General features: G+C 68.5%; 18 protein-coding genes. 7 read left to right on the top strand and 11 right to left on the bottom strand.

The window, feature by feature from the left end:
- The first annotated feature begins 8 nt into the window (after nt 1–8).
- Together Strain318_RS13980 and Strain318_RS13975 are read left to right on the top strand one after the other, a co-directional pair.
- Nucleotides 9–971: a fatty acid desaturase family protein gene (locus Strain318_RS13980; RefSeq protein ID WP_367886313.1), complete on the top strand. Its 963-nt coding sequence runs from the start codon at nt 9–11 to the stop codon at nt 969–971.
- Nucleotides 968–2,476: a hypothetical protein gene (locus Strain318_RS13975; RefSeq protein WP_367886312.1), complete on the top strand. Its 1,509-nt coding sequence runs from the start codon at nt 968–970 to the stop codon at nt 2,474–2,476. The genes Strain318_RS13980 and Strain318_RS13975 overlap by 4 nt, the downstream gene beginning before the upstream one ends.
- On the opposite strand, the gene Strain318_RS13970 is transcribed toward Strain318_RS13975, so the two are convergent.
- The 3 genes from Strain318_RS13970 to Strain318_RS13960 are packed head-to-tail and all read right to left on the bottom strand — an operon-like array spanning nt 2,460 to nt 5,944.
- Nucleotides 2,460–3,860: a sulfatase-like hydrolase/transferase gene (locus Strain318_RS13970; protein WP_367886311.1), complete on the bottom strand. Its 1,401-nt coding sequence runs from the start codon at nt 3,858–3,860 to the stop codon at nt 2,460–2,462. The genes Strain318_RS13975 and Strain318_RS13970 overlap by 17 nt on opposite strands.
- 51 nt (nt 3,861–3,911) lie before the next feature.
- Nucleotides 3,912–4,055 carry a hypothetical protein gene (locus Strain318_RS13965; protein WP_367886310.1) on the bottom strand — a complete coding sequence of 48 codons (144 nt, stop codon included), beginning with the start codon at nt 4,053–4,055 and terminating at the stop codon, nt 3,912–3,914.
- Nucleotides 4,056–4,066: 11 nt separating this feature from the next.
- Nucleotides 4,067–5,944, bottom strand: a complete 1,878-nt coding sequence (locus Strain318_RS13960; protein ID WP_367886309.1) for a gamma-glutamyltransferase family protein — start codon at nt 5,942–5,944, stop codon at nt 4,067–4,069.
- Between the two features lie 179 nt (nt 5,945–6,123).
- Between Strain318_RS13960 and Strain318_RS13955 the strand changes: the two genes are divergently transcribed.
- From Strain318_RS13955 to Strain318_RS13945, 3 genes are read left to right on the top strand one after another with little or no spacing between them, the layout of a single operon-like run.
- On the top strand, nt 6,124–6,798 hold the full coding sequence (locus Strain318_RS13955) for an ABC transporter ATP-binding protein (protein WP_367887928.1): 675 nt from the start codon (nt 6,124–6,126) through the stop codon (nt 6,796–6,798).
- Nucleotides 6,792–9,161: an ABC transporter permease gene (locus tag Strain318_RS13950; RefSeq protein ID WP_367886308.1), complete on the top strand. Its 2,370-nt coding sequence runs from the start codon at nt 6,792–6,794 to the stop codon at nt 9,159–9,161. Before Strain318_RS13955 ends, Strain318_RS13950 begins: the two co-directional genes overlap by 7 nt.
- A gap of 43 nt (nt 9,162–9,204) precedes the next feature.
- The gene (locus tag Strain318_RS13945; RefSeq protein ID WP_367886307.1) at nt 9,205–10,317 is read left to right on the top strand and encodes an efflux RND transporter periplasmic adaptor subunit; all 1,113 of its coding nucleotides are present in this window, start codon (nt 9,205–9,207) and stop codon (nt 10,315–10,317) included.
- A gap of 34 nt (nt 10,318–10,351) precedes the next feature.
- Here Strain318_RS13945 and Strain318_RS13940 read toward each other — a convergent pair whose 3' ends face one another.
- Nucleotides 10,352–11,293: an IS481 family transposase gene (locus Strain318_RS13940; RefSeq protein WP_367886306.1), complete on the bottom strand. Its 942-nt coding sequence runs from the start codon at nt 11,291–11,293 to the stop codon at nt 10,352–10,354.
- A gap of 132 nt (nt 11,294–11,425) precedes the next feature.
- Here Strain318_RS13940 and Strain318_RS13935 point away from each other — a divergent pair, with 132 nt between their 5' ends.
- The gene (locus Strain318_RS13935) at nt 11,426–12,343 is read left to right on the top strand and encodes a hypothetical protein (protein WP_367886305.1); all 918 of its coding nucleotides are present in this window, start codon (nt 11,426–11,428) and stop codon (nt 12,341–12,343) included.
- Between the two features lie 10 nt (nt 12,344–12,353).
- Here Strain318_RS13935 and Strain318_RS13930 read toward each other — a convergent pair whose 3' ends face one another.
- The 7 genes from Strain318_RS13930 to Strain318_RS13900 form a co-directional block, all read right to left on the bottom strand.
- Nucleotides 12,354–13,589, bottom strand: a complete 1,236-nt coding sequence (locus Strain318_RS13930) for an aminotransferase class V-fold PLP-dependent enzyme (RefSeq protein ID WP_367886304.1) — start codon at nt 13,587–13,589, stop codon at nt 12,354–12,356.
- Nucleotides 13,586–13,987: a Rieske (2Fe-2S) protein gene (locus Strain318_RS13925; protein WP_367886303.1), complete on the bottom strand. Its 402-nt coding sequence runs from the start codon at nt 13,985–13,987 to the stop codon at nt 13,586–13,588. Before Strain318_RS13925 ends, Strain318_RS13930 begins: the two co-directional genes overlap by 4 nt.
- Entirely contained in the window at nt 13,984–14,466 is a 483-nt protein-coding gene (sufU, locus tag Strain318_RS13920) for a Fe-S cluster assembly sulfur transfer protein SufU (protein WP_367886302.1), read from the bottom strand. Before sufU ends, Strain318_RS13925 begins: the two co-directional genes overlap by 4 nt.
- Before the next feature lie 11 nt (nt 14,467–14,477).
- Entirely contained in the window at nt 14,478–15,788 is a 1,311-nt protein-coding gene (sufD, locus tag Strain318_RS13915) for a Fe-S cluster assembly protein SufD (RefSeq protein ID WP_367886301.1), read from the bottom strand.
- A gap of 2 nt (nt 15,789–15,790) precedes the next feature.
- Nucleotides 15,791–16,543 (bottom strand): Fe-S cluster assembly ATPase SufC, encoded by a 753-nt coding sequence (gene sufC, locus Strain318_RS13910; protein ID WP_367886300.1) that lies wholly within the window; start codon nt 16,541–16,543, stop codon nt 15,791–15,793.
- A 110-nt stretch (nt 16,544–16,653) separates the two neighbouring features.
- Nucleotides 16,654–18,087: a Fe-S cluster assembly protein SufB gene (gene sufB, locus Strain318_RS13905; RefSeq protein ID WP_367886299.1), complete on the bottom strand. Its 1,434-nt coding sequence runs from the start codon at nt 18,085–18,087 to the stop codon at nt 16,654–16,656.
- A 161-nt stretch (nt 18,088–18,248) separates the two neighbouring features.
- Nucleotides 18,249–19,424 (bottom strand): GGDEF domain-containing protein, encoded by a 1,176-nt coding sequence (locus tag Strain318_RS13900; RefSeq protein WP_367886298.1) that lies wholly within the window; start codon nt 19,422–19,424, stop codon nt 18,249–18,251.
- Between the two features lie 98 nt (nt 19,425–19,522).
- Here Strain318_RS13900 and Strain318_RS13895 point away from each other — a divergent pair, with 98 nt between their 5' ends.
- Complete coding sequence (locus Strain318_RS13895; protein WP_367886297.1) at nt 19,523–20,077, top strand: hypothetical protein; 555 nt, start codon at nt 19,523–19,525, stop codon at nt 20,075–20,077.
- The last annotated feature ends 40 nt before the right edge of the window (nt 20,078–20,117 follow it).

The raw sequence follows: 20,117 nt of genomic DNA, 5'->3' as shown, positions 1-20,117 counted from the left end.
TTCCCGGCATGGCAGAGGTTGACGGCTTCGACCCCTATCAACCGTATCGCTCGACCCTCCTGACGCCGGAACGGGTGCGAGCGCTCAGCCAGCTGCGGCCGGGCATCGTCGTGCGCGATGCCGTGCTCTGCTGGGCGACGATCATCGCGGCCTGGACCATCGCGAGCTGGGACGGTCGGGCGTGGGTCTGTCTGCTGGCCGCCGTGTTCGTCGGCTCGCGCTACTACGCCCTGTACATCATGGGGCACGATGGCCTCCATCGGCGCCTCTTCCCGACGCGGGCCGCCAACGACCGATTCAACGATCTCGTGATCCTCGGGCCGATCGGCGCGATCACGCGACTGAACAACAGGAACCATCTCGCGCACCACCAGTACCTGGGCCACGCAGAGGATCCCGACCGCTTCAAGCACGCCTGCTTCAACAAGTCAGAGCGTCTCGAGCTGGCCGCCTTCCTGGTGGGCATCACGAGCGTGTGGCGGGCCGCGCACAACGTGTTGGTGGGCAACCGTGCCACGGGTGACGGCTACACCGTCCGAGACCTGGCGATCCTCGGGGGCTGGCAGGTCGCCTTGATCGGTGGGCTGACGGCGGCATTCGGCTGGTGGGGCTATCCACTCATGTGGCTGCTGCCCGTGTTCGTCTTCACGTATCTCGCCGACCTCTGCCGGTCGTTCCTCGAGCATTCGCATCCCGAGGCCGACGCCACGGCGGATCACCATCGCCTGATCACGTTCGAAAGCAACGCGTTCGAGCGATGGTTCCTGGCGCCGATGCACATGAACCTCCACGTCGCGCATCATCTCTGGGTCGGCATCCCATACTACAACCTGCCCGTCGCGGACGCCGAGATGAGCCAGCATCCGCTGGCGCGCGAACTGGAGCGGCGGGGCAGCTATCTCGCCTACCTCTGGCGGTACTGGCGCGCGCTGCCGCTCGACGAGTGTAAACCGGCCGGGCGACTGGCGTGAGCCGGCGCGGGCGCCTCGAGTCGTTCGTCTCGTCGCCGGCGTTTCCTGCGGTCGCCGCCCTCGTCACCGCGCTGGCGGTCACCTGGATGTGGGGCGGACTCGACCAGCCAGGCGCATTTCACGACGAGCGCGCGTACGTCGTGCAGGCGCGGCTGTTGGCCGGCGGCAGCTGGACCGCAGCGACTCCACCGCAGCCGCTCGCCTGGGCGATGCCCCATGTGTTCATGGAGCCAGCGATATTCGCGAAGTATCCGCCCGGCTTCGCGCCGCTCCTCGTGCCAGGCATCTGGATCGGACTGCCTGGGTTGATGCCCGTCCTCCTCGCCGGAGGTGCGGCCGCCTTGCTGGTCCTGCTGGTGCGTCGTCTCGCCGGACCATGGCCAGCGGCAGGGGCATGGTTGCTGTGGACCAGCAGCGCACCCGCTGCGGCGTGGCATGCGAGCTATTTCTCGGAGACGGCCACCACCACCCTGTACCTCGGTGCGCTGCTGGCCCTGCATCATTGGTGGCAGCGACCGCGCGCGACGCTCTTGGTCCTGCTCGTCGCCTGCATGGGTTGGATAGGCATCTCCCGGCCTGTCACCGGCATGGCGCTGGCGGTGCCGATCGCCGCCCTGCTGATGCGTCGCGTCTGGCGCGAACGGCAACTGGATGGATGGCGTGCGGCCGTCGTCGTCGGCATCGTGATCTGCAGCATCGTTCCGTACTGGAGCATGCGGACCTTGGGGAGCCCCGGGCGCATGCCCTACAGCGAGTACTCGAGAGAGTACTTTCCGCTCGATATGCCGGGGTTCGCACGCGACACGTCGGCGCCGCGCCAACCCTTGCCTGCGGATTTCCAAGCGCTGAGCGGGGAGCTCGAGCTCCTCTACGCAGACCACCGCCCCCAGCGCATACCCGACTATATCCTCGGGCGCGGGACCGCGCTCGGCGCCCAAGTCGTCGGCACGAGGGTGTGGGTGCATGCCTGGCTGCTTGCACCGGTGGGATTCGCCCTGCTCGGCGCGGGCGTGGCGTGGTTCGCCGTGGGTTCGGTGTCAGCGATGCTCGTGGTCTACACGCTGATGCCGCACCCGGTGCACTGGACCCTGTACTACCTAGAGCTGTTCCCGCTCGTTGCCGCCGCCGCTGTGGTCGCACTGGCGCGATTCCCGCGGCTGCTGCTGCCGGTGGCGGGCGTGGCGTTCGCCGCGCTGGTGATCGGCAACGTACAGGGTTGGCCGCGTGAGCATCGCATCAAGTCGAGACTGACGGCCCATCAGCGAGGCGCGCAGTCGCTCATCCGCGGGCTTGACGATCCGTTCGCCGTGATCTTCGTGCGGCGCTCCGAGTCGAGGACGCCGCATTTCACGCTCATCGACATCCTCGGGCCGCCAAGCACGACCCCCACGTGGGTCGTCCGCGACCTTGGCGCCGAGCTGAACTCACGCCTACTGCAACACGCGGGCGGTCGACGTCCGTACATCCTCGACGAGAACGAGATGACGCTCACGGGCGGTCGGTGAGCGGTGGCTCGTCAAGCTGACTCCGAGGTACCGGAACGAAGTCGTGCATCCGATGGAACGGCGACCAATACGACGGCGCCTCCCGGTGCACGTTGACGGTATCGCCCCAAGCCGCACGTCGGACAAGGGGCATGAGCTCCACGAGCGAGATCGTGTCGGGGATCGCAGCCGCTCCGCGGGGTAGGTGCACGGCCGTGAAGACGCGCAAGCGTTCCGCCAAGCGTGCGGGCGGGAGTTCGTCCAGTTCGAACGTGATGCCCCGGAGCACATCACGGCCGATCCGGCCGTGCCCATGGTCGCTGGTGATGACGATGACCGGCGGGATTTCCGACCGACGCAGGATCTCGCTGACCGCGCCCAGCGTCAGCGAGTCGACGCAGCGGGCCTGTGCCCCATAGGCGCGGCGCAGCGCGTCCTGCTCGTCCGAATCGACCTCATCAAGCGGCCACCACGGCGTCCGATGCGAGCAGTCGTCGGCGTAGAGGTAGGGCTCGTGAGGACTCAAGACGTGTAGGAAGGCAAACACCGGTCCCGCGCTATCGGGCAACGTCGCAAGCATCTTGAACTTCCACTCGAGCGCCGACGCCGACTCGAAGGGAAACGGCGCCAGGATGGACTCCTCGCATTCGAAGACATGGCAGCGCAGCTCAGGACTCAGGGCGAACGGCGAGTGCGCGACTAAGGTCTCGGCCCACGGAATGCGCCGCGTGGACGGAGCGGGCAGGTCGAGGTCGGATTCGGGCAGTTCCCGGGTCGCTGGATACGGTGTCGGGAAGAAGGCGATGCGATAGCCGCGTTCGTGCACCGTCGGCCACAGCGACGACTCGCCGACCAGGTCGTACACGGCGCTGCCTTCCACCGTCGCGGTGGTCGAGTCATCCTCGAGCAGGCGACCGTTCAGCAGCGATGGGAGCGCGAGCTGTGTGTGCGTGTAGTTCGCGTATGCCGCGGTGGGGATCGAGAATCCGAGCGCACGCAGTGAATCCAGGAATCGCGATTGGTCGTAGCCGTACTCCGACGCCATCCACCCGACCGACGCGCGCATGTCGAGGACGACCAAGTAGATGTCGGGTCGCGCGGGTTGCCGCGCGTCTTCCCACGCTTCGGCGGCCTCGGCACTGGCACCGGCGTCGCGCTGCGTTGCCAGCGCCGAGGCGCCGAGGCGCCCGATGGTGAGCACGGCGAGCAGCGCGGCGCCGACCTCGATGGCGTCGGCGAACCGCGCCGCCGGACCGCTCGCCTTCACGATGCCGACGGCGAGAAGGCCAAGCACGAGCGTCCACGTGATGGCGATGCTGGTGCCGTCGACCGGAATGGGGCTGAAGAGGCGCGTGACGAAGAGTCCGAACGTGCCGCCGAGTGCCAGCCACCCGAGCGCCAACACCGCAATCAGGAAGGCACGCGCCGGGTCGGCTGTCAGCCGTCTCGCGAACGCTCACGCGACGAATGCGACGCCCCACGCCACGGCGACAGACGCGGCCAGATCGTTCCAGAGGCTGCCCGCCTCCCCCGCGCGCGCCGTCCACAGCCCGGCCACCACGAACAGCGCCAGCGCGCCCAACGCGCCGACGCTACGCATCGCCGCCGCGCTTACCACGCGATTCCGTAATCCTCCCCGTTGTTGCTCGCCGCCCCCCAGAACGACCGGTTCCGCCGATCCCACATGATCGCCGTGATCGGTCCCGAGGTATGCGTCGCGAACTCTAGCGAGTAGCCCTTGGTGCGCAGCTCATCGCGCACCCAGCTCGGAATGCGCTCGTTCAGCTGCAGGCGGCCCGGGCGCGCCTCGTGCGCGCCGAAGCTCGAGCGCATCTGGTACGAGTGGAAGCCCGGATGCTCCGCCGCCTGCTGCGGCGTCTGGTTGAACTCGACCATCGCGAGGAAGAACTGCAGCAGGTCCTGGTCCTGTGTGTCGCCGCCCTGCACGGAGAAGGCCATCCACGGCTCGCCGTCCTTCATGGCGATCGTCGGCGTGAGCGTGACGCGCGGGCGCTTGCCCGGCTCGATCACGTTGAACGGCCCGTCTTCCGGATCGGTCACGAAGCTCTGCATGCGCTGCGAGAGCCCGATGCCCGTGCGGCCGGCGATCACCGCCGGCACCCAACCGCCGCTCGGCGTGATGCTGACCATCCAGCCGTTCTTGTCGGCGGCCTGGATGCTCGTCGTGCCGCGCGTGAAGGCGTCGTCGAACGTGGCGTCGTCGGAACGCAGCGTCTCGCCACCCGCGGCACCCGCGCGCGCCATCGCCCGCGGCCCCTCGGTGCTCCAGCGTTCGAGCAGTGCCGTGTACGGATTCGTGCCGCCCTGGAACGGATACGGGTCGCCCGGCTTCACGCGCGCGTCGTTGCGCGTGAGGCTCATCTGCCCCCAACGGCTGCGCGCGTATTCCTTGCTCAGCAACCCGCGCATCGGCTCCTCCGGCGCGAAGGCCGGATCGCCGTAGTAGAAGTCGCGGTCGGCGTAGGCGAGGTTCATCGCCTGGTACACGGTGTGGATGTACTGCGCCGAGTTGTAGCCCATGCCGCGCAGATCGGCGTTCTCGAGGATGTTGAGCGCCTGCAGCATCACGGGACCCTGCTGCCACTGCTGCAGCTTGTAGACCTCGACGCCGCGGTACGTCGTCGAGAAAGGTTCCTCGATTTTCACCTGCCAGTTCGCGAGGTCCTCGCGCGTGAAGAGGCCGCCCTCTTCCTGCACCGCGCGCACGATCTCCTCGGCGATGTCGCCGCGGTAGAAGCGCTCGTAGGCGGCCATGATCGCCTCCTTGCGCGGCCGGCGGCGGCGCAGTGCCTGCGCTTCGGCGTCGATCAACTTGCGGAACGTCGCCGCGAGATCCGCCTGCCGGAAGATCTGCCCCGCCACCGGTGCCTCGCGCTCCTGGCCGGTGTTCGGCAGGAACACGGACGGCGAGTACTTCCACTGTTTGATGCGCTCGCGGTTCGCATGGATGCCGTTGGCGAGCTGCGCTTCGATCGGATAGCCCTGCTCGGCCATCTGGAGCGCCGGCGCGAGCACCTGCGCCAGCGACATCGTGCCGTATTCGGCAAGCATCACCATCAGCGCGCCGGGGGTGCCCGGCGTCACCGCCGCCAGCGGCCCGAACTCCGGCGGGAACTGCATGCCGCGGGAACGGAAGTACTCAGCGGTTGCGCCGGTAGGCGCGACACCCAGTCCGTTGATGCCGATGACTTTCTTGAGGCCCGGATGGTAGATCAGCGCCTGCGTCTCGCCGCCGCAGCCCAGCGTGTCCCACATGGTGCAGGTCGCGGCGAGCATCGCGACGGCGGCGTCCACGGCGTTGCCGCCCTGCTGGAAGATCATCGCGCCGGCGGTGGCGGCGAGCGGCTTTCCGGTGACGGCGACCCAGTGCTGGCCGTGGAGCGGAGGGCGCTCGGTGCGCTGGGCGTCAGCAGTGGTGAACGGCGCGAGGAGCGTGAGGGCGACGATCAGGCGGGCGTGTAGACGCATGGCGGAATCCGGACAGTTGAAGGGAGGCTCGGAGAAAGCTGTACGGGGCGGGACGCTTGGGATAGACCCGACACATCAGCATTGATTTTCCTGACAGACGCCGGGGCCGCCGGGGTCCAGCGTTGAGTGTGACTACCGCCCCGGTCTTCCACGCCCGCGGACTCGCCAAGACGTACACGATGGGCGAGGTGCAGGTGCACGCCCTGCGCAACGTGGACCTCGACCTCTACGCCGGCGAGTTCGTGGTGATTCTCGGGCCCTCGGGCTCGGGCAAGTCCACGCTGCTCAACATCCTCGGTGGGCTCGATGCGCCGACGGCCGGCACCGTGGAGTTCCGCGACCACGTCCTCACCGACGCGGACGACCGCGCACTGACGCAGTATCGGCGCGAGCACGTGGGCTTCGTGTTCCAATTCTACAACCTGATCCCGGCCCTCACCGCGTTCGAGAACGTCGCGCTGGTGACGGCGCTGGCCACGGAGAAGCACGGCAAGGCGACGGCAGATCCCGCCCAGGTGCTGCGGCTCGTCGGGCTGGGGGAGCGCATGGACAACTTCCCCGCGCAGCTCTCCGGCGGCGAGCAGCAGCGCGTCGCCATCGCCCGCGCCGTCGCCAAGCGTCCGGACGTGCTGCTCTGCGACGAGCCCACCGGCGCGCTCGACGTGGGCACGGGCAAGCTCGTGCTGCAGGCGCTCAAGACGGCGAATCGGGAGTTTGGCACGCTGACGGTGGTCATCACGCACAACGTCGCCGTGGCCGCGATGGCCGACCGCGTGCTCAAGCTGCGCGACGGCCAGATCGTGAGCGACGAGGCTGTCGCGGCGCCGGTGGATCCGGAGGCGCTGGCATGGTGAGACGTCTCCTCGACAAGAAGCTGCGCCGCGACCTGCGGCGGCACTTCGGTTCGATGCTGGCGATCGCCGTCGTCGTCACCTGCGGCATCGCGGCATTCGTGGGCATGCGCTCCATGGTCCACGTCCTCGGCGACGCACAGCTGGCGTACTACGAGCGTTCGCGGTTCCCCGACGTGTTCGCGCGCGTGCGCCGCGCGCCGGATGCGATCGTCCCCGCGTTGCGCGACATCGTCGGCGTCGAGCGGCTCGAGACCCGCGCCGGCGGCGAGGTCGTCGTGCGCGTGCCCGGCCTGCGCGAACCGGCGACGGCGCGGCTGGTCGGCATTCACGACGAGACGCCAGGCTCGCTGAACCGCGTGGTGCTGCGGCGCGGACGCCTGCCCGCCGCCGACGAGGCCGACGCCGTGACCGTGAGTCAGGGCTTCGCCGACGCCAACGGCCTCGTCCTCGGCGACACGTTGGGTGCCGTGATCGGCGGACGCTGGCGCCACCTGCGCGTGGTGGGCGTCGGGATCTCCGCGGAGTTCGTCTACGAGCTGCGGCCCGGCGACATGCTGCCCGATTCCAAGCGCTACGGCGTGCTCTGGTTGCCGGACGCCGAGGCCGAGCAGGCCTTCGACCTCGAGCAGGCGTGGAACGAGCTTGCGCTGACGCTCGAGCCCGGCGCGGATACCGCCGCCGTCGTCGCCGCGCTCGACGACGCGCTGCAGCGCTACGGCAGCTTCGGCGCGACCACGCGCAGGCTGCATCCCTCGCACCAGTTCCTGAGTTCGGAGATCGACGAGAACCGGACCTTCGCGAGCGTCCTGCCGACGATCTTTCTCGGCGTCGCGGCCTTCCTCGTCCACTTGGTGCTGAGCCGCGTGGTCATCCCGCAGCGCGACCAGATCGGCACGCTCAAGGCCTTCGGCCTCCCGACGGCGGCGTTGGTGCGCCACTACACGCTGTTCGCGCTGGTGCCCGTGATGGTCGGCAGCGTCGCGGGCGTCGGGCTCGGCATCTGGCTGGCGGCGTTCCTGAGCGAGATGTACCAGGAGTTCTTCCGCTTCCCATCGCTGACGGCGCCGCTGTATCCCGCGGTGATTGCCGCGGGCGTGGGCATCGGCGTGGTCGCCGCGGTGGTCGGGGCGCTCGGCGCGCTGCGCCGCGTGCTGCGCCTGCCGCCAGCGGAGGCCATGCGACCGGAGCAGCCGGCGCTGTACGCGAGCGGCATCGTCGAGACCGTGCTCGGGCGGCACGGCTCGCCAATCGCGCGCATGATCGCGCGCGGCGTCACGCACCGGCCCTGGCGCACGGCGCTCTCCGCGCTAGGCATCGGATTCGGCGCCGCGGTGGTCGTCGTCGGCACCTTCGGCTTCGATGCCATCGGGCGCATGAAGCACGTCATGTTCGACATCGCCGCGCGGGCCGACGTGACCGTGGTGTTCGCGGCCCCGCAGGGCCCCGCGGTGGTCGCCGATTTGCTGGCGCTCCCGGGCGTGCTGCGCGTGGAGCCGCATCGCGAGGCTGCGGTGCGCGCCTGGCACGGCCATCGCAAGCGACAGACGGCGCTGGTGGGCGTCGACTCGTCTGCGCGGATGCGCCAGGTGTCCGATCTCGCGGCGCGCATCCCGACCATCCATCCCGGCGGCGTGACGCTGAGCGCGTCGCTCAGCCGCGTGCTGGCAGCCGGCGTCGGTGACACGGTGGACCTCGAGTTCCTCGACGGGCGGCGTCGGCGTATCGCGCAGCCGGTGGTCGGCGTGGTCGAAGACCTCACGGGCAGTAGCGTCTACGTGCCGGCAGCGGCCATGGCGGCGCTCGTCGGTGGCGGCGAGGCCGTCACGAGTGCCGACCTGCAGATCGATCCGCGGCAGGAGGCGGCGCTCTACGCACGGCTCGTCGCCGCGCCACAGGTGCAGTCCGTGACGGCGCGCGTGCGCATGCGCGAGAGCTTCGACGCGACCATCCGCGAGAGCTTCTACATGGTGTTGACGACGATGCTGCTGATCGCCGGCGCGCTGTCCGCCGGCACGATCTACAACGCGGGTCGCGTGACGCTGTCCGAGCGCGCGCGCGACCTCGCCTCGCTGCGTGTGCTCGGCTTCACGCGCGGTGAAGTGTCGCGCATCCTGTTCGGCGAGATCGGGCTGCTCGGCGCGTTCGGCCTGCCGCTCGGCATCGCGATCGGCATCGGCATGGCGTGGGCCACCGTGCAGTCGCTGGGTCGCGACGAGATGTTCCGCCTGCCGCTTGTGATCGGTCCGCGGACTATCGGGCTCGGCCTGGCGGTTCCGGTGCTCGCCGGCCTGTTCAGCTTGTGGCCCCTGCGACATCGCCTCGATCGGCTGGACCTGGTAGAATCGCTCAAGACCCGGGAGTGACCCCATGACTACGCGCACCCGATGGATCGTACTCGCTGTAAGCGTGACTGCCGTCGCAGCCCTCACGGCGCTCGCGTGGCAGCGTCGCGCGCGCGGCGTCGACGTGGAGCTGGCCACGGTCCGCGAGGGCGTATTCGAAGAGCTGCTCGTGGACGAGGGCCGCACCCGGGCCCGCTGGCACGAGGATCTCACGGCGCCCGTGGCCGGCACCTGGACGCCGGTTGGCCGCTTGGCGGGTGATAGCGTACGCGCCGGCACGCTGCTCGGCACCTTGACCGCCGCCGCGCAGGACCCGGCGACGACGTCGCAACTGCAGGCGAGGGTCGGCGTGGCGCAGGCGGCAGTGGAGGAGGCACGCGCGGCCCTCGCCGCGGCCGTCGTACGCGAGCGCGAGGCGCGGCGCGCGTTGGAGCGCACCGAGCGCCTTTCCACCAGCGGTGGAGTCTCCGAGGAACAGCAGGAGATCGCGCGCGCCACGCACGAGGGCGCCGCGCGTTCGCTGGATGCCGCGCGCGCCCGTGTGGCCGCCGCCCAACACGAGGTCGAGGCGGCGCGCGCATTCCTGCCTGGCGGCGGTAGCGAGCCCGTGCAGCTCCGTGCCCCGGCCGCTGGCGTGATCCTTCGGGTGGACGAGGAGCATCGGCGCGTCGTGCCACCGGGTACGCCACTGCTGCAGATCGGCGCACTCGGCGACCCCGAGGTCGTCGTGCGCGTGCTCAGCGCCGACGCGCCGCGCGTGCGAGTCGGTGCAACGCTCTACGCGATCGTCGGCGGCGACACGCTGCGCGGCCACGTCACGCGCATCGAGCCCAGCGCGCAGACCGTGCGCAGCACCTTGGGCGTCGACGAGCAGCGCGTGCCGGTGATCGGCGACCTGCATTCGGGTCGGCTGACCGTGGGGCATGATTTCGCCGTGGACGTCCGCATCGTGCTGCGCCGCCTCGAAAGCGCGCGCATCGTGCCGACCGGCGCGTTGGCGCGTGACGGCGACGGCTGGCGCGTGTTCGCCGTCGATGCCGATGGCGTGGCGACGGAGCGATCGGTGACTGTGATTGCGCGCGGACCGGAGTCGGCGGCGATCGAGGGGCTCGAGCCGGGCGAGCGGGTGGTGGTCTATCCACCGGAGGCATTGCGCTCGGGTGACCGCGTGCGCTGAGCGGCACGGATCGCACACGCCCTAGGTGTCGGTTCTAAGGACGTTGTTCACGCTGCATGAGGAAGTGGAGCAGCGGCGGGACGCGGCCGAGCGACCGGTGCGGCCGTTCGACGTTGTAGCAATCTAGGAAGTCGGGCAGCGCCGCGTTGCGGTGCGCCGAGGTCCGGTATGGCTTCTTGTAGGCCCAGCGGCGGAGCGCGGTCTGGATGAAGCGCTCCGCCTTGCCGTTCGTCTGCGGGCGGTAGGGCTTGGTGCGCAGGTGCCGGATCCCGTGCGCGGCCAGCGCGGCCTGCACCGCGTGGCTCGTGTACGCCTTGGCGTTGTCGGTCATCACACCGGTGACGGCGATGCCCAGCTGCGCAAACCAGCGGCGCGCCGCCTCGAGGAAGCGGGTGCACGCCGCCGCGTCCTGTGTCGGCAGCAGCGCCGCGTACGCGAGCCGCGTCGCGTCGTCGACCGCGACGTGGAGATGGTCCTGCCCGAGCCCCCGACGGCGGCCGACCTTCGAGCGGTTGCCGTGCGCGCGATGGCCCGCCGTGACGAAGCGATCGAGGGCCTTCGTGTCGACATGCACGAGCTCGCCGGGCGTCTCGCGCTGGTAGCGCGGCCCGCCCGTCGCCCCCGGGCCCTTCAGCCGGCCCTGGCCCGCGCGCGTGAGGACCCGGCCCACGGTCGAGACCGCGAGCCCGAGCCGCTCCGCGATCTCCGGCCCGGTGAGCCGCGTCGCGCGCAGGCGGAGAATCCGCTCGATGAGCGCCGGCCGCGTGGCGGTCGGCGAGCGATGCGGGCGCGAGGAGCGGTCGGCCAGCGCCGCCCAGCCCCCGGCCGCGAAGCGGCGCAGCCACTTGTAAGCCGTGCTCGGGCTGATGTGGAGGGCCGCGGCGACGGCGCGCACCGGCTCGCCGTCGAGGACCACCCGGCGGACGAGCTCGGCTCGCCCCCAGGCGGTCAATCGCGCATTGTTGTGGATGTTCACTGAGGCCTCTGGCTGAAGGTTGGGTGGCTCGCACCTCCAGCTTCCTCAGTTATGCCTCAGTGAACAACCTCTTTAGAACCGACACCTAGGGCACCCGTTGGCATCGCGGCCTCGCCGGACGTAGCGTGGGGCATGCCTCGACATCGATCGTTCGTGTGTGCCGCCGTTGCGCTGTGGGTCGCCGCCTGTGTGGACGACGCGCCGACAGCGGCGGATGCGGGCATAAACCCGGCGCTGCTCACACCGGAAGTCGCGGCACAGCTTGATGCGCGCGGGATGTTCCCGCTGCAGCAGCCGGAGGCAGGGTACATCAACCCGCGCAGCCGCAGCGACGCGGATTCCCTCGCACGACGGGCCATCGCGAGCCAAGCGGCCGAATACCTCATCCAGTGGCAGATGCGGCGCGGCGCGGCGATTGACATCGGCCGGTTAGAGCGCTGCGGTCCCATTCTGTACTCGGCATCGGCGTACGAAGTCGCGATGATGACGCCGCAGCATCTCGTGCGCCAGGAGGTGGGCGGCCGCTACGAGATGGTCTTCTGTGGCCCCGATGGACGACGCACGCTGTACGTCAGCGTGCCGATCGAAGAGATCATGGTGGAGTCGGAGGCCTTTGGGGACCTCGCCAACGTGCTGGTGGCCGGGATTCCGATTGCCGGAGAGCACACCGAGCTGCCGTCTCCCGAAGAGGCCGCGCGAATCGCGGCCAAGCGCACCGGCCGACGTGTGGCCTCGGTGCCGGAGCGAGTCAACACACGCTTTCGATGGCCCACGTCGCGCTACATGGTACGACTGGACAGACCGGTGGCGGTACACGGCCTCGGGTCGTTCATGGCCGACACCATCAGCGTGGTTTTCGTCGGGTCGTTCTGGAGCGATGACGGGGAGTACACCCCGCTCACCGCGCTGCGACCGTTCCGACCAGCAACCGAATCGTCGCGCGTAGACACGCTGCCGTACACCCTCGTCGAGGGCTGTTCGTTGTGCCTCTACACGGCACGCATCGGCATGCCGCGCTGGGCGGAGCCGTTCTCCCTGCGCGCGCCGTAGCGGCGCGCGTTCAGGCCCCGAACCGCTCCCGCGCCGCCCGCACCGCGCGCACCAGCGCGTCCACATCCTCGAGCGTGTTGTACACCCAGAAGCTCGCCCGCGTCGTCGCCGCCGCGCCAAGCGTGCGCATCAGCGGCTGCGCGCAGTGGTGCCCGGCGCGCACACAGACCCCCGCGGCATCGAGCATCGTGGCCACGTCGTGCGGATGCACGTCCGCCACCGCGAAGCTTACCACACCCGAGCGCCCCTCGGCGGTCGGCGTGCCGAACAGCGTGACGCCGTCGATCTCCGAGAGCGCGCGCATCGCCGCCGTAGTGAGCAACAGCTCATGCTCGCGCACGGCGTCCATGCCGAGCGACTCGAGGTAGTCGCAGGCCGCCGCGAGCCCGACCGCCGCCTCGACGTTCGGCGTGCCTGCCTCGAAGCGATGCGGCAGCACGTTCCACGTCGAGTCACGGTCGTTGACCCACTCGATCATGTCGCCGCCGAAATGATACGGCGGCATCTTCTCCAGGATCGGCCGACGCACCACGACCGCGCCCGAGCCCATCGGCCCGCCGACCTTGTGGCCGCTGAATGCGTACACGTCGACGCCCATGGCATCGACGGAGACGCGCAGGTGCGGCACGCCCTGCGCACCGTCACACACGACCAGCGCCTGCGGCGCCTGCGCGCGCGCGATCTTCACGAACTCCGCCACGGGGTTGATCGTCCCGAGCGCATTGGAGACCTGCCCGAACGCGACGACCTTCGTCTTCGCATCGACGAGCCGCGCCATCATCGCGAGGTCCACGCCGCCCGCGGCGTCGAGCTCGACGATCCGGAACTCCGCGCCCGCGGCGAGGCACAGCTGCTGCCACGGCACGAAGTTCGCGTGATGCTCCATCCGGGTCACGACGACGTTGTCGCCGGCCTTCACGTTCGCGCGGCCCCAGGTCGACGCCACGAGGTTGAGTCCCTCGGTGGTGCCGCGCACGAAGATCAACGTGTCGGCATCCGCGACGCCGATGAAGCGCGCGACGCGCTCGCGCGCCTGATGGTACGCCTCGGTCGCCGCCGCGCTCAGCGCATACGCGCCGCGATGCGGATTCGCATTCTCCGTCTCGTAGTAGCGCTGGATCGCATCGAGGACGGCCTTCGGCTTCTGCGACGTCGCTGCAGAATCCAGGTACACGAGCCCAGGCTGCGCGGCCAAGAGCGGGAAATCCGTCCGCTTGGCGAGACTGACGGGCGTCGATGCCCTCATGCTGCCCCTCCTGACTGCAGCGGCGCCGTTCCACGCCGCACGTAAAGGTCGCCATTCACCGCAAAGACCTCGAACCGCACGAGATCGGACTCCGCCGGTCCGCGCAGCACCTTGCCGCTCGCGCAGGCGAATCGCGCGCCGTGCCAACAGCACTCCAGCTCGCCGTTCGCGTACAGGGTGCCCTCGCTGAGCGGGAATTCCGCGTGTGGACAGTAATCCTTCACGGCGAAGAATCGTCCCTCGTGCACGCCGACGCACAGCGCCGTGCCGTTCGGCATCGTCGCCCGGTACAACTGCAGCGGTTGGACCTCGTCCGCCGTGATGCCGCCGAGCAAAACGGCGCCCTCAGGCGCCGCTGCGTCACCACTGCCTACCGATGCCGGAGCACCGTCGCTCACGATGCGCTCCGGGCGTCTTCCGGTCCCTCGGTGCTCACCACCGCCGTGCCGTCCAGCGCGGCCTTCATCGCATGCCAGGCCAGCGAGGCGCACTTCACGCGCATCGGGAACTTGCTCACGCCACCCAGCGCGCGCAGCGACCCGAGCTCCCTGTCCTTCGCGATCGTGAGGTCCTCGCCAGTGACCAGCTTGTGCACCTTGTCGTACAGCTGCACGGCGTCCGCGCGGCTCTTGCCCTTGAGCGCCTCGGTCATCATCGACGCCGAGGCCTTGGAGATCGCACAGCCCTGGCCCTGGAAGGAGATGTCAGACACCCGCTCGTCCTCGACCTTCAACCACACGGTGAGCTGGTCGCCGCAGTTCGGGTTCTTGCCATCCGCCGAGCACGAGGCGTGCTCCATGGGATGGAAGTTCCGCGGCCGGCGATTGTGGTCGAGGATGACTTCCTGGTACAGCGCGTCGAGCGTGGCGTCAGCCATGGCCGTGTGCCTTACACCAGCTGGGTGTGCGTGAAGCGCTCGAACACGCGCTGCTCCAGCGCGATGCGCAGCGCATCGATCTCGATCGTCTCCAGCGCCTCGGCGGCGAAGGCGTAGGTCAGCAGCGCCCGCGCCGACTCCCCACCGATGCCGCGGCTCTTGAGGTAGAACAGCGCCATCTCGTCGATGCGGCCGACCGTCGCGCCGTGCGTGCACTTCACGTCGTCGGCGAAGATCTCGAGTTGCGGCTTGGTGTCCACCCGCGCCTGCGGCGAGAGCAGCAGCGCCTTGTTGGTCTGCTTGCCGTCCGTCTTCTGCGCGATCGGGTCCACGTAGACCTTGCCGTTGAAGACGCCGTGGCTCTGGCCGTCGAGCACGCCACAGTAGAGCTCGCGGCTGGCGCAGGCTTCGGCGAGATGCTCGACGAAGGTCTGGTGGTCGCCATGCTGCGAGCCATCCAGCAGGTAGAGGCCGTTGAGACGCGCCTCGCTGTTGGTGTCGGCGAGCTTGGTGTAGATGTTCGTGCGCGACAGCGCCGCGCCCGAGGCAAACGAGAACGAGTGGTAGATTGAGTCGCGGCCCTGCGTGACCTGCGCCGTGCCGACGTGGAAAGCCTCGGTGCTCTCGTTCTGCACCTTGTAGTGGTCCACGCGCGCCCCGTTGCCGACGACGATCTCGGCCACCGCGTTCACCAGGTAGCTCACGCTGCCGAGCCCGACGTACTGCTCGACGAGCATCACGCTCGAGAGCGCCTCGGCGACGACCAGCAGGCGCGGATGGATCGCCGCACCGGCGGCGTTCGCATCGGTCACGTGCAGGATGTGGATCGGCACGTCCACGACCTCGCCCTTCGGCACGCGGAGCACGACGCCGTCCTGCATGAAGGCCGTGTTCATCGCCGTGAAGGCGGCCTTGTCGAAGGCGGCCAGCGAGCCGAGATGCCGCTTGGCCCAGTCCGGCTCCTCCTTGAGCACTTCCGATAGCGGCGCGAGCTGCACGTCGGCCGGGAGGCCGGCGAACTGCGAGAGCGCCGGCTCGAGCTTGCCATTCACGAACACCAGGCGATGCCACTCCGGATCCACGAGGTAGGCCTCGAGGTCGGAGAGCGTCAGCGTCGTCGTGGCCGGCTTGATGGCCTTGAACGTGCGCTCGGCGATCGGCGTGACGGACGTGAAATGCCAGTCCTCGTCACGCGTGGTCGGGAAGCCGAGGGTGGTGAAGCGCTCGAAGGCCTTCTTGCGCAGCGCCGGCAGCCAGGATGGGGCATCCTTGGCGGCGGCCTCCGCGGCGGCCTCGAACTGCTCGACGTACGGAGTGGTCACGCTCAGACTCCCGCCGGCTCGAGCAGCCAGTCGTAGCCCTTGGCCTCGAGTTCGAGGGCCAGCTCCTTGCCGCCGCTCTTCACGATGCGGCCGCCGGCGAGCACGTGCACGAAGTCCGGCACGATGTAGTTGAGCAGGCGCTGGTAGTGCGTCACGACGACCGTCGCGTTGGTCGGCTTCTTCAGCTTGTTCACGCCTTCGGCGACGATGCGCAGGGCGTCGATGTCGAGGCCGGAGTCCGTCTCGTCGAGCACCGCGAGCTTCGGCTCGAGCACGGCCATCTGGAGGATCTCGTTGCGCTTCTTCTCGCCGCCCGAAAAGCCGGCGTTGACGGAGCGCTGCATCATCGACGGGTCCATCTCGACGATCTTGAGCTTCTCTTCCATGATGTCGAGGAACTCGATCGGATCGACCTCCGGCTCGCCGTTCGCCTTGCGCAGCTCGTTGTACGCGGCGCGCAGGAAGTAGGCGTTGGTCACGCCCGGGATCTCGACCGGATACTGGAAGGCCAGGAAGACGCCCTTCTGCGCGCGCTCCTCGCTCTCGAGCTCGAGGAGGTCCTCGCCGAGGTACTCGATGGAACCCGCGGTGACTTCATAGCCCGGGTGCCCGGCGATCACCTGCGCGAGCGTGGACTTGCCGGAGCCGTTGGGGCCCATGATGGCGTGGACTTCGCCCGGCTTGATCTCGAGCGAGATCCCCTTGAGGATCTCCTTGTCGCCGGCGGAAGCATGGAGGTTCGTGATCTTCAGCATTCGTGTATGAACCGCAGTGGTGAGTTGGTAGTTGGCAGTTGGGAGAGTCGGGTCGCGGCGCGTTGTTGGACGTTGGCTTTCTACTCCCAACTTCCAACTCGCAACTGCCGTTATCCGACCGATCCTTCCAGCGAGATGCCCAGCAGCTGCTGCGCCTCGAGCGCGAACTCCATCGGCAGCTCCTTGAACACTTCCTTGCAGAAGCCGGCGACGATCAGCGAGATCGCATGCTCGGCGTTCAGCCCGCGCGCCTTGCAGTAGAAGATCTGGTCTTCGCCGATCTTCGAGGTCGACGCCTCGTGCTCGAGCGTGGCCGAGTTGTTGGCGATCTCGATGTACGGGAAGGTGTGCGCCCCGCACTTGTTGCCGATCAGCATCGAGTCGCACTGCGTGTAGTTGCGCGCGCCCTCGGCCTTCGGCAGCACCTTCACCTGGCCGCGGTACGAGTTCTGCCCGCGACCGGCGCTGATGCCCTTCGAGATGATCGTCGACTTCGTGTTGCGGCCGATGTGGATCATCTTCGTGCCGGTGTCGGCCTGCTGGGCGCCGTTCACCACGGCCACCGAGTAGAACTCGCCCACCGAGTTGTCGCCCTGGAGGATCACCGAGGGATACTTCCAGGTGATCGCCGAGCCCGTCTCGACCTGCGTCCACGAGATCTTGGCGTTGGTGAACGCCTTGCCGCGCTTGGTGACGAAGTTGTAGATGCCGCCCTTGCCGTCGGCGTCGCCGGCATACCAGTTCTGCACCGTCGAGTACTTCACGGTGGAGTTGTCCAGCGCGACGATCTCCACGACCGCGGCGTGCAGCTGGTGCTCGTCGCGCTTCGGGGCCGTGCAGCCCTCGAGGTAGCTGACCGAGGCGCCTTCATCGGCGACGATGAGCGTGCGCTCGAACTGGCCGGTGTTCGCGGCGTTGATGCGGAAATACGTCGAGAGTTCCAGCGGGCACTTCACGCCCTTCGGCACGTACACGAAGCTGCCGTCGGAGAACACCGCCGAGTTCAGCGCGGCGAAGAAGTTGTCCGAGTAGGGCACCACGGAGCCGAGGTACTTCTGCACCAGCTCGGGGTGGTTGTGCACCGCCTCGCCGAAGCTGCAGAAGATCACGCCGACCTTCTCGAGCTCGGTCTTCATCGTCGTGCCGACCGAGACGGAGTCGAAGATCGCGTCCACGGCGATGCCCTGGAGACGCTTCTGCTCGGTGAGCGAGATGCCGAGCTTCTCGTAGGTCTTGAGCAGCTCGGGGTCGACTTCGTCGAGCGACTGCTTGGGCTTCACCGACTTCGGCGCGGAATAGTAGGTCTGCGCCTGGTAGTCGATGACGTCGTACTTCACGTTGGGCCAGCGCGGCTCCGTCATCGTCTGCCAACGACGGAAGGCCTTCAGGCGCCATTCCAGCAACCATTCCGGTTCGTCCTTCTTCGCGGAGATGGCGCGGACCGTGTCTTCGGTGAGGCCAGCGGGGATCGTGTCCGACTCGACGTCGGTCACGAAGCCGTACTGGTACTCCTTATTGACGAGAGCCTCGATGGAGGAGCTCATATTTGTGCGGTGCGAGGGTGGGACGAGATAGCCAATAAAGTTAGTCGGATTTTGCGGCCGACGGAAGGCTGATTTCGTCGATTTGCCCGGATATTGCCGCGGCCAGTGCCGTAGGTAAGCCGTTGCGCTATAAAGCGTTGAAGAGCGCGGCCGGTTCCACGCTAGACGCCGAAGACCTCAACGCGATCGCGTCCGAGATTCTTGGCGCGGTACATCGCCTTGTCGGCGTGGTCGATGGCGACGGTGATGGGCATCTCCTGCTCGAGCGGGGCGATGCCGGCGCTCATCGTCAGCGTGAGCGTGGGGCCGTCCGGCACCACGATCGGCTCGCGCGACATCTCCTTGCGCACACGCTCGATGGCGTTGAGGGCCTGCTGGGCCGTCGTGAACGGCAACAACATCACGAACTCCTCGCCGCCGAAGCGTCCGACGACGTGCTCTTCGCGCGAGCTCTCGTCGATGCGGCGGGCGGCCTCGCGCAGGACGACATCGCCGACCGCGTGGCCGTAGGTGTCGTTGATCGACTTGAAGTGGTCGAGGTCGATCACCGCGACCGTCACCGGCTGGCCGCGGCGGCGGCTGGCCGAGATGCTGGGTTCGGCGTCGTCGAAGAACGCGCGGCGGTTCTTCAGCCCGGTGAGCTGGTCCACCATCGCGAGGTCCTGCATCTGCGCAAGCGTGGTTTCGAGCTCGCTGCGATTGGCCCGCGCAGCCTTCAGGGCCTCGTCGCGCTCGACGAGGATGCGCACGCTCTCCACGAACTGGAACCAGCTGGTCCGGGTGAAGAGCATGGCGCAGAGCGTGAACACGCCGACGGCGGTCGGCAGCACGGGCTGCGCGGCGGTGTCGTAGCGCACGACCTGCACCATGAGCGCGCACATCAGGGGCAGGAAGAACAGCATGGACGCCACCGGCGACGACGAGAAGAACGCGACGGAGCCGGCGCAGAGCCCGGACATCATCATCACCAGCATCGCCTTCTCTTCGGTGCCGCCGACGGGATACAGCACCCAGGCGGCAATCGCCCAGAGCGTACCGGCGATCGCCGAGAAGATCAGGGCGCGCATCTCGTTGCGCGGGCTCACGTCGACCGGGCGCGGCAGCTTGCGCAGGCGCCGCCAACTGAGGGCCGCCGGGGTCCAGAGCACGACCATCACGGCCACGAAGACCACCAACGACAGGTGGTCGGCCCGCTCCCAGTACGACAACGCGATGAACACCGCCAACAGCGGGTTGGCGACGAACACGGTTGGCATCTGGCGGACGCGATTGACGGCCTGCGACACGCGGATGGCGCGCAGCAGGGCCTCGGACTGCCCGGGAATCGGCAACTGCATTGAGGCAAAGGATATTGCGCGGCGGTCCCGGGAGCCAGACGTTAGTGGCGGCGGCGCTCCGTTCGGACGCCGTCGCACCTTCCCCCCCGGAGGTATCCGTGCAGTTCTTGGCTGAGCTGTGGCTCCCGATCCTGCTGTCTGCCGTCGCGGTCTTCATCCTCTCGGCGCTGTTCCACACCGTGGTGCCCTTCCACAACAACGAATGGCGCGGACTGAGCGGCGAGCCCGCGGTCCTCGAAGCGCTCGGCAAGGCGGCGCCGACGCCCGGGCTCTACATGATGCCCTTCACCACGCAGGAGGGCATGAAGGACCCCGAATGGCAGGCGCGGATGGCACGCGGCCCGGTGGGCTTCCTCACCGTCATGCCCAACGGCATGCGGCCGATGGGTCCGATGCTGGCGATGAGCTTCGTGCACAATCTCGTGGTCGCGGTCTTCGTGGGGTACGTCGCGTCGCATACGGTGGCGTCCGACGCCGACTACCTCGCCGTGTTCCGGGTGACGGGCACGATCACCTTCATGGCCTACGCACTCGGCCAGATTCCGGACTCGGTGTGGTTTGGGCGGCCGTGGAAGAGCTACGGGCTGATCGCGATGGATGCGATTGCCTACGCGCTGGTGACGGCGGGGATCTTTGGGTGGCGGTGGAGCTGATAACTGCAGTTACGAGTTGAGAGTTGGTAGTTGAAAGAGG

Source organism: Pseudogemmatithrix spongiicola, from assembly GCF_030623445.1.
GTDB lineage: Bacteria > Gemmatimonadota > Gemmatimonadetes > Gemmatimonadales > Gemmatimonadaceae > Pseudogemmatithrix > Pseudogemmatithrix spongiicola.
This window is presented reverse-complemented; position numbering and strand designations above follow the sequence as displayed.